General features: G+C 69.8%; 7 protein-coding genes and 1 pseudogene. 6 read left to right on the top strand and 2 right to left on the bottom strand.

The window, feature by feature from the left end; all coding sequences use genetic code 11:
• The first annotated feature begins 178 nt into the window (after nucleotides 1-178).
• The 5 genes from D7X55_RS09815 to D7X55_RS09835 are packed head-to-tail and all read left to right on the top strand — an operon-like array spanning nucleotide 179 to nucleotide 4,803.
• Nucleotides 179-1,006 (top strand): TadE/TadG family type IV pilus assembly protein, encoded by an 828-nt coding sequence (locus D7X55_RS09815; protein WP_120547148.1) that lies wholly within the window; start codon nucleotides 179-181, stop codon nucleotides 1,004-1,006.
• A 38-nt stretch (nucleotides 1,007-1,044) separates the two neighbouring features.
• Entirely contained in the window at nucleotides 1,045-2,670 is a 1,626-nt protein-coding gene (locus D7X55_RS09820; RefSeq protein WP_120547147.1) for a pilus assembly protein, read from the top strand.
• Nucleotides 2,643-3,752, top strand: coding sequence for a pilus assembly protein (locus tag D7X55_RS09825; protein WP_233609762.1), 1,110 nt, complete (start codon nucleotides 2,643-2,645; stop codon nucleotides 3,750-3,752). The genes D7X55_RS09820 and D7X55_RS09825 overlap by 28 nt, the downstream gene beginning before the upstream one ends.
• Entirely contained in the window at nucleotides 3,749-4,606 is an 858-nt protein-coding gene (locus D7X55_RS09830) for a hypothetical protein (RefSeq protein WP_121722917.1), read from the top strand. The genes D7X55_RS09825 and D7X55_RS09830 overlap by 4 nt, the downstream gene beginning before the upstream one ends.
• A complete protein-coding gene (locus tag D7X55_RS09835; RefSeq protein WP_120547144.1) occupies nucleotides 4,603-4,803 on the top strand; it encodes a hypothetical protein in 201 nt (66 codons plus the stop codon). The genes D7X55_RS09830 and D7X55_RS09835 overlap by 4 nt, the downstream gene beginning before the upstream one ends.
• 3 nt (nucleotides 4,804-4,806) lie before the next feature.
• On the opposite strand, the gene D7X55_RS09840 is transcribed toward D7X55_RS09835, so the two are convergent.
• Complete coding sequence (locus D7X55_RS09840) at nucleotides 4,807-5,550, bottom strand: hypothetical protein (protein WP_121722918.1); 744 nt, start codon at nucleotides 5,548-5,550, stop codon at nucleotides 4,807-4,809.
• On the opposite strand from D7X55_RS09840, the gene D7X55_RS09845 reads away from it, so the two are divergent.
• Nucleotides 5,549-6,217: a hypothetical protein gene (locus D7X55_RS09845; RefSeq protein ID WP_233609766.1), complete on the top strand. Its 669-nt coding sequence runs from the start codon at nucleotides 5,549-5,551 to the stop codon at nucleotides 6,215-6,217. The genes D7X55_RS09840 and D7X55_RS09845 overlap by 2 nt on opposite strands.
• Here the strand turns inward: D7X55_RS09845 and D7X55_RS43295 are convergent.
• A pseudogene (locus D7X55_RS43295) lies at nucleotides 6,198-6,565 on the bottom strand (hypothetical protein); the annotation flags it as partial. The gene D7X55_RS09845 and the pseudogene D7X55_RS43295 overlap by 20 nt on opposite strands.

A 6,565-nucleotide genomic window follows, 5' to 3' on the forward strand; every position in this document is an offset into this window, starting at 1 on the left:
TTGAAGTCCGCTCTTCACCGGGCGGGGCGCATGTTTCGGCGTGGCGCGTCCACGTGCCCGATACCGTCTTTTTGCGTCCCGTATTGGATCCGCTCCGTGTCATGGGAAAGGCTGGCGTGCACCCCTGGGCCCGCCCGCTGGCATCCCGATGACACGCCGTGTGAAGATTGGACGTCCCATGAAAAGGTCCCCCTCAACCCATCCCGGTGAGTCGGGTCAGGCGGTCGTGGAGTCCGCGCTGGTCATCCCGGTGATGGTGTTCCTCATCCTGGGCATCCTCCAGCTGGGGACGCTCCACCACGCGCGGCTGATGACGGAGTACGCGGCGTACCGGGCGGTGCGCGCGGGCATCGTCAACGGCGGTGACTGCGAGACCATGAAGGACGCCGCCTACGTGGCGGTGCTGCCCACGCTGGGACCGCCCGCCTCCGGCGAGGTCAAGGGCCGCGTGGACACGCTGATCAACGTGGCCAAGGTCCACGACGCGTACACGCTGGGCACCAACGCGGAGCAGAACCAGCGCTACCAGCAGGTGGACCTGGAGCGCGTGCGGGTGGAGGTGCTCAACCCCCGGCGCAGCCAGCTGGGCACCCTCTTCGCCTCCTATGGCTCGCACATGCAGGGCCGCGAGCTGGACTACGACGACATCCGCAACGCGCAGGTCATCGAGGCCAACCTCCTCACGGTGCGCATCACGTACTTCTACGAGATGCGCATCCCGTTCGCGAACTGGCAGCTGCACGCCTTCTACATGGGCCGCGAGGCGCTCAACGGCCTGGCCATGCGGGGCGTCAACTTCACCACCCAGAAGGTGAACGGCGGCAGCCTCACGAAGCACCTGGAGGACCAGGGCGCGAGCCAGGACGACGACCACCAGAAGATCCGCACGCTGGCCAACAGCAACGTCTTCGCCATCCCGGTCATCGCGACCTACTCGATGCGCATGCAGTCCAACCTCCTCAACAGCGGCGCGCATGGTCCCACCTCGTGCGCCGTGGACGGCTAGCGCCTCCCCCGGCGCTCGCCAGAAGGACCCCCTCAAGGATGTTCCGGATACTGCGAAGACTGCGGCGCGACGAGCGCGGGCAGGCCATGGTGCTCGGGGTGGTGGTGATGCTCGTGCTGGCCGTCACCGTCATGACGTCGGTGGGCATTGGCCAGGGCGTGTACGAGAAGATCAAGCTGCAGGACGCCGCGGATGCGCAGGCGTACTCGCTGGCGGTGAAGGAGGCGCGGGCCTACAACTTCCTCGCGTACACCAACCGCGCGATGATCGTGCACTACTCCGCGATGCTCACGCTGATGTCCTACGTGAGCCACGCGGTGTACCTGGACCGCACCATCGGCGTGGCGGCCAAGTACCTGCAATACATCCCCGGCATCGGCGCTGTCTTCGCCGCGGTCTCCGCGGCGATAAAAGCGTGGAAGGTGACGGTGGAGACCGTCACACGATTACTCATCCCGGTCATCACAGCGCTCAACATCGCGCTCTGGCTGGCCCAGGAGGCCATGCTCACGGGGACCCTCTTCGACCTCTACACCACGAAGGGGCGGGGCGACGTCATCGAACAGACCGACCCCCGGGCGGAGGTCACCGAGGACATGGACTCCGGGCAGTCGTTCACCAACTCCTCCGTGTCCTCGCTGTTCGGCAACCCGGGCGACATCAACTACTCCAACGCCAAGAACTTCCTGCACATCCTGGATGACGGTCCCTTCAGCAGCAGCCCCACCATGGGCGTGGACCCCACCGGCATGCTGACGCGCGGGAAGCTGGTGACGGGCAACAAGCTGTCGGATCCGAACATGGCCAAGTACCGCCTGCTCATGGGCAACCTGGCCAACGGCGTGCGCCGGCGGTGGACGGCCGAGGGCGAGGGCCCCATCCTCATCGGGCGGCGGTGGGAGTTCCGGCTGTGCGTGGGCATTGGCGAATTGCGCATCCGCAAGACGGCGGACAGCCAGATCAAGAGCTTCGACGAGGGCTTCGAGAACAACCGCAAGGATCAGCTCTTCGCGTCGGACGACATCCGCATCGAGGTGCGCCCCACGTGCTTCCTCTTCGGCTGGAGCGACGTCTTCCGCCTGCGCTTCCGGGCGGCGGCGGACAACCGGGGCGGCTTCCACCAGGAATACGGCGCCAGCAAGACGGATGACCACCACCCGTGGATGGGCATCACGCCGTTCGTCACGTCCGACACCAGCTTCGTCAGCCCCCGGCAGAACCACTTCGGCTACCCGTGCAACCTCATCGTCCTGGGCAAGGACATGGGCGCGGAGAAGAGCGGCAAGAAGCCCGTCTACGAGCTGGAGAACCTGTCCCAGAACGCGTTCATGGAGGGCAGCGGCAACGGCAAGTACGACACCGCGGAGAACAACGCGGAGGAGATCCGCGAGTCGTACCTGGACATGACCTGGCGCTACGTGGGCGGCAAGCAGGACCAGTACGCGGCGGACTTCCGCAAGCGCACGGGCGGCATGATGGCCATGGCGGTGGGCCGCGCCATCTACCACCGCCCCGGCGTGTGGAAGGAAGAGCCCAACTTCTTCAATCCGCTCTGGACCGCGCGCCTGGCGCCCATCCAGACCCACTGGGACGCGGATCACCTCAAGTGGCTGGTGCCCGCCTGGGAGGACAGCGAATGGCTGATCAACGGCATCAACTACTGACGCGCCGCGCGGCGCGGGGTTCGGCCACGGTGGAGCTGGCGCTGCTGGCGCCGCTGCTCGTCGTGCTGGTCCTCTGGGCGAACTACTTCTGGGAGGTGCAGCGCGCGCGCCTGAAGATGGCGGAGATGGCGCGCTTCGTGGCCTTCGAGCGCACGGTGCGCCAGGACGTCTCCGCCATCGCGGCGGAGGCGCGCCAGCGCTACCAGGACCTGGACGGCTCCACCAAGACGGGCACGCTGGGCACGGCGTACCGCAACGGCATCACCATCCAGGTCCAGGCCCAGAACGCGGACGCGCCGCTCGAAGGCGTGGAGATGTCCAAGATGGGCGCGCAGTCGGGCGTGGGGGGCCTTGCGGCCGCGGCCATTGGCGCGCTGGGCGGGTCACCGGAGCAACTGGTGGAGAACATGGGGTTCGACCCCAGCGTCGGCGCGGTCCAGGCGGACGTGCAGGTCCGGCTGGTGAACCGCATCATCCCCAAGGAGATCGCCCTCTACACGACGGGCCCGGACGGCAACCAGCTGGACCTGAACTTCCAGGAGCACTTCTACCTCTTCCACGACACGTGGCGGGCGTGGGGGCCGGGCGACAACCAGTCCCAGACGTATCCGCGCGTGGAAGAGCTCACGCATGACCGCTCCAGCAAGATCGTCTACGCGGGCGTGGGGACCGGCGGGGCGCTGAACTCCATCGGGTCGGTGCTGGGCGTGCTGGGGCTCGACTTCCCCTTCTCCGACGAGTACGTGCGCCAGTCCGTGGTCATCCGCGAGGTGACGGCCGCGGGCAACTTCAACGCGGTCCGGCCCACGCGCACGGTGCCGGGCGACGTGCTCCAGGCCGCGTACTGGCGCAACGACACCAGCTACTGCTACGGCAGCTGCGAGCCCAACGCCATCAAGACGAAGCGCGGGCTCTCCAACTCCGGAGGCCGGGACGACAACTGGCCCATGCGTTCGTACCGGTGCCGTGGGAACTTCTTCCAGGGCGCCATCATCTCCAACGAGCCGGAGTCCGAGTACACGCAGTCCACCACGGCGGCCGCGGCGTACTTCCGCTACAACAGCGACGCCTGCATCCCATGAGTGGACTGTCGGATCGCACGGGCGCGCTCACGCGCTGGCTGGGGCTGGGCGGGCTGCTCGCGCTCGTGGCCACCGCCGCGCTGCTGAAGGACCCTCCGCCTCCGGCGCCGGAGCTTCCGGCGAGGCCGCCCTCCACGCCGGAGATCGCCCTGCCCCCGGCGCCGCCGTTTCCGGATGCCGGCGTGGGCCGGGTCCAGCGCGTCATCCCGCCCTTCCCCGGCGAGACGCTGATTCCCCTGGGCCGGCTGGTGACCAACGGCAGCCCCATGGAGATGGGCTACTTCGAAACGGACCACCCGCCCGGTGAGGTGCTGGAGTTCTACGCGCGCCAGTTCCGCCTGCGCGGCCGGCACATCGTCACGCAGGACGACGGCGCGGGCGGCGGCTCCGTGAACTACTACGACGACCGGCTGGGCGCGCTGGTGGCCGTCACCACCATCCGCGTGGGCGGCGCCGCGACGCGCACGCTGGTGTTCCCCTCGCTGGTGGAGGCGCCGGAGGGCATCCACCTGGGAGGCACGGCGCCCGAGTCGCTGCCGCAGCCTCCGGGCGTGGTGACGGTGCTGCGCGTGGACGAAGGCAGCGGCGGCCCCGGCGCGGGCAGCACCACGCTCACGCAGGTGGCGCACGGCACGCCCCAGATGCTCGCGGAGTTCTACCGGGCGCAGCTGCCCTCGCGGGGGTACGCGCCTTCGGGGCGGCGGCTCGCGCGGGGCGTGGAGGTGCTCGAGTTCGAGCGCCGCGGTGAGCGGCTGGCGTTGACGCTGTCGCCGCTCGACAAGGACGGGCCTCCGGAATCCCTCATCACGTTCGTGCTCGAGCGTGCCCCTCTTCCCCAGGAGTCGAATCGATGAACGGCGTGTTGTCGCGAGGCTACCGGTGGCTCAAGCGTCCCCGCTCCCGGGGCCAGGCCATGGCGGAGTTCACGGTGTTGCTGATGGCGTTCATGTTCGGCGTCGGCGCCATCACCACGTTCGCGCCGGAGATGTTCGCGGCGCTCACCATCTACATCCGCGGCTTCTACTGCGTGCTGGGCTACCCGTTCGGCTGAAGCTCAGGGCGCGGGCAGCCGGGGCAGCGTGAGCGGCACGACGTCCAGCGCGGGCCGGGCACCGGTGCCGCTCTTCCGCGCCGTCCAGGTGACCTCCCCGTCGCGCAGGGACTCCACGCCGAACACGGGCACCTGCGCCGCCGTCACCACCGTCACCCGCTCGCCGGACTCCCGGCGGAAGGTGAACTCCCGGCCCTTGCCGGCGAAGGAACCGGCGCGCACGTCGGTGTCGCGCTGGCGGACGAGCTGGCCCTGGAGCGCGGCGTGGTCCGCGAGGAGGTCCACCGGGACGGAGATGGGGGTGTTGGGCGGCACGGAGATGGCCAGCCGCTCCACCACGGCGCGGGCGGTGCCGGCGCGGGCCACCCAGACGATGATGAGGGCGCGGGGCGTCGTCTGGTAGTCCAGCTCGACTTGATAGAGCGTGTCGCGCTCACGCGGCGTCTCACCCACGACGGCGGCTCGCACGGGGTGGGTGTTCTTCGGCGTCGATTGGACGGTGTATTCCACCCACGTGCCCACGACGGGTTGGAGCTGGCCGTAGAGCAGCAGGGGCGGCACCAGGGCGCGCGCTTCGGCGAGGCGCTCGGAGGCGATGGGCGGATCGTTGGAAGCGGGCACTCCCGCGTCGGTGGAGGCCGCCGTCGCGGGACGTGAAGAGGGAGTGCCCGCGTCGGGCGCGGAGGACATGGCCGGCGTGGCGGAGAGCAGCACGGCGGTGCACACGGGACACAGGAGACGGCGCATGGGAACAGCACTATGGGACCGGGGCTCCGCGCCGGACAAGTCCGGGGGACGGAAGCGCATGACGGACCGGGCGGCGCGGAGCCTGGTGTTGCTCACGGTGTTGCTGGCGGGCCTGGGCGCCCTGCCTTCGTGGGCGCAGGGCAGCGCGCCGGATGCGCTGTTCGGACTGCCCCTCGTCATTCGCGAGGGCGGCTGGGCGCGCTACGTGAACACGTCGCCGGACGGGCCCCCGCAGTTCGTCATCAAGCAGGGTGGTGCGGGACGCCATGAAGGCAAGCGGGGCCGCTGGGTCATCGTGGAGCTGGACGTGCCCGCCACCGGACGCGTGGGCTTCGACTTCCTGGTGGAGGGCGAGCGCTTCAGCGCGAAGAGCGTGCTGCTCATGCGCCTGCGCGTGCCGGGCCGGCCGCCCACCGACACGCCCGCGCCCTTCAACAAGCCCGGCGCGGACCGCCAGCCCCATCCCCTGCGCGAGAGCACGGAGACGGTCGCCGGCAGGAAGCTGGAGGTGAAGGAGTACTCGTACGCGGGAGGCATCACCGCCCAGTGGTCCCCCAGCGTCCCGGTGCTGGGCCTGGTGAGCGTCTCCGGCGCCCAGTCCTTCGAACTGGAGGCCTTCGGCGTGGGCGGCGACCCGTGGAAGGCCGCTACCGCCTCCGGACGCTGACGCCCGCGCCGGCGAGCGCCGCGCGCACCACGTCCTCGTCCGCGCTGGCGAGCCGCGCGGCCAACAGCAGCCGCGTCCCCTGCCCTGCTTGAAGCCGCACGCGGGGCAGCTCTCCCTGCTCCCGCTGGAACGAGAACCACTCCAGCCGGGAGAACGGCGTGCGCCGCCCCAGTGAATCCATGAAGCCCGTGGGCCCCAGGAACAGCGCGGGCACGGCGTGCAGGCCCACCCCGGCGAGCCACCCGGCGACGCCCAGGCAGAACGTGGCGAGCGCGGGCCGCCCCTCCGAGGACAACAGCCGCAGCCCCACCAGCGCCAGCACGCCCATGGTCGCGAGCACCAGCGCGT

The organism is Corallococcus sp. AB049A (assembly GCF_003668885.1).
In the GTDB taxonomy this organism is placed as follows: Bacteria; Myxococcota; Myxococcia; order Myxococcales; family Myxococcaceae; genus Corallococcus; species Corallococcus interemptor.

Excerpts from the sequence above, each read along its gene's own strand:
- D7X55_RS09845 (WP_233609766.1), top strand. The coding sequence starts at position 5,549 with ATGGGAACAGCACTATGGGACCGGGGCTCCGCGCCGGACAAGTCCGGG.
- D7X55_RS09825 (WP_233609762.1), top strand. The coding sequence starts at position 2,643 with ATGGCTGATCAACGGCATCAACTACTGACGCGCCGCGCGGCGCGGGGT.
- D7X55_RS09830 (WP_121722917.1), top strand. The coding sequence starts at position 3,749 with ATGAGTGGACTGTCGGATCGCACGGGCGCGCTCACGCGCTGGCTGGGG.
- D7X55_RS09815 (WP_120547148.1), top strand. The coding sequence starts at position 179 with ATGAAAAGGTCCCCCTCAACCCATCCCGGTGAGTCGGGTCAGGCGGTC.
- D7X55_RS09840 (WP_121722918.1), bottom strand. The coding sequence starts at position 5,550 with ATGCGCCGTCTCCTGTGTCCCGTGTGCACCGCCGTGCTGCTCTCCGCC.
- D7X55_RS09835 (WP_120547144.1), top strand. The coding sequence starts at position 4,603 with ATGAACGGCGTGTTGTCGCGAGGCTACCGGTGGCTCAAGCGTCCCCGC.
- D7X55_RS09820 (WP_120547147.1), top strand. The coding sequence starts at position 1,045 with ATGTTCCGGATACTGCGAAGACTGCGGCGCGACGAGCGCGGGCAGGCC.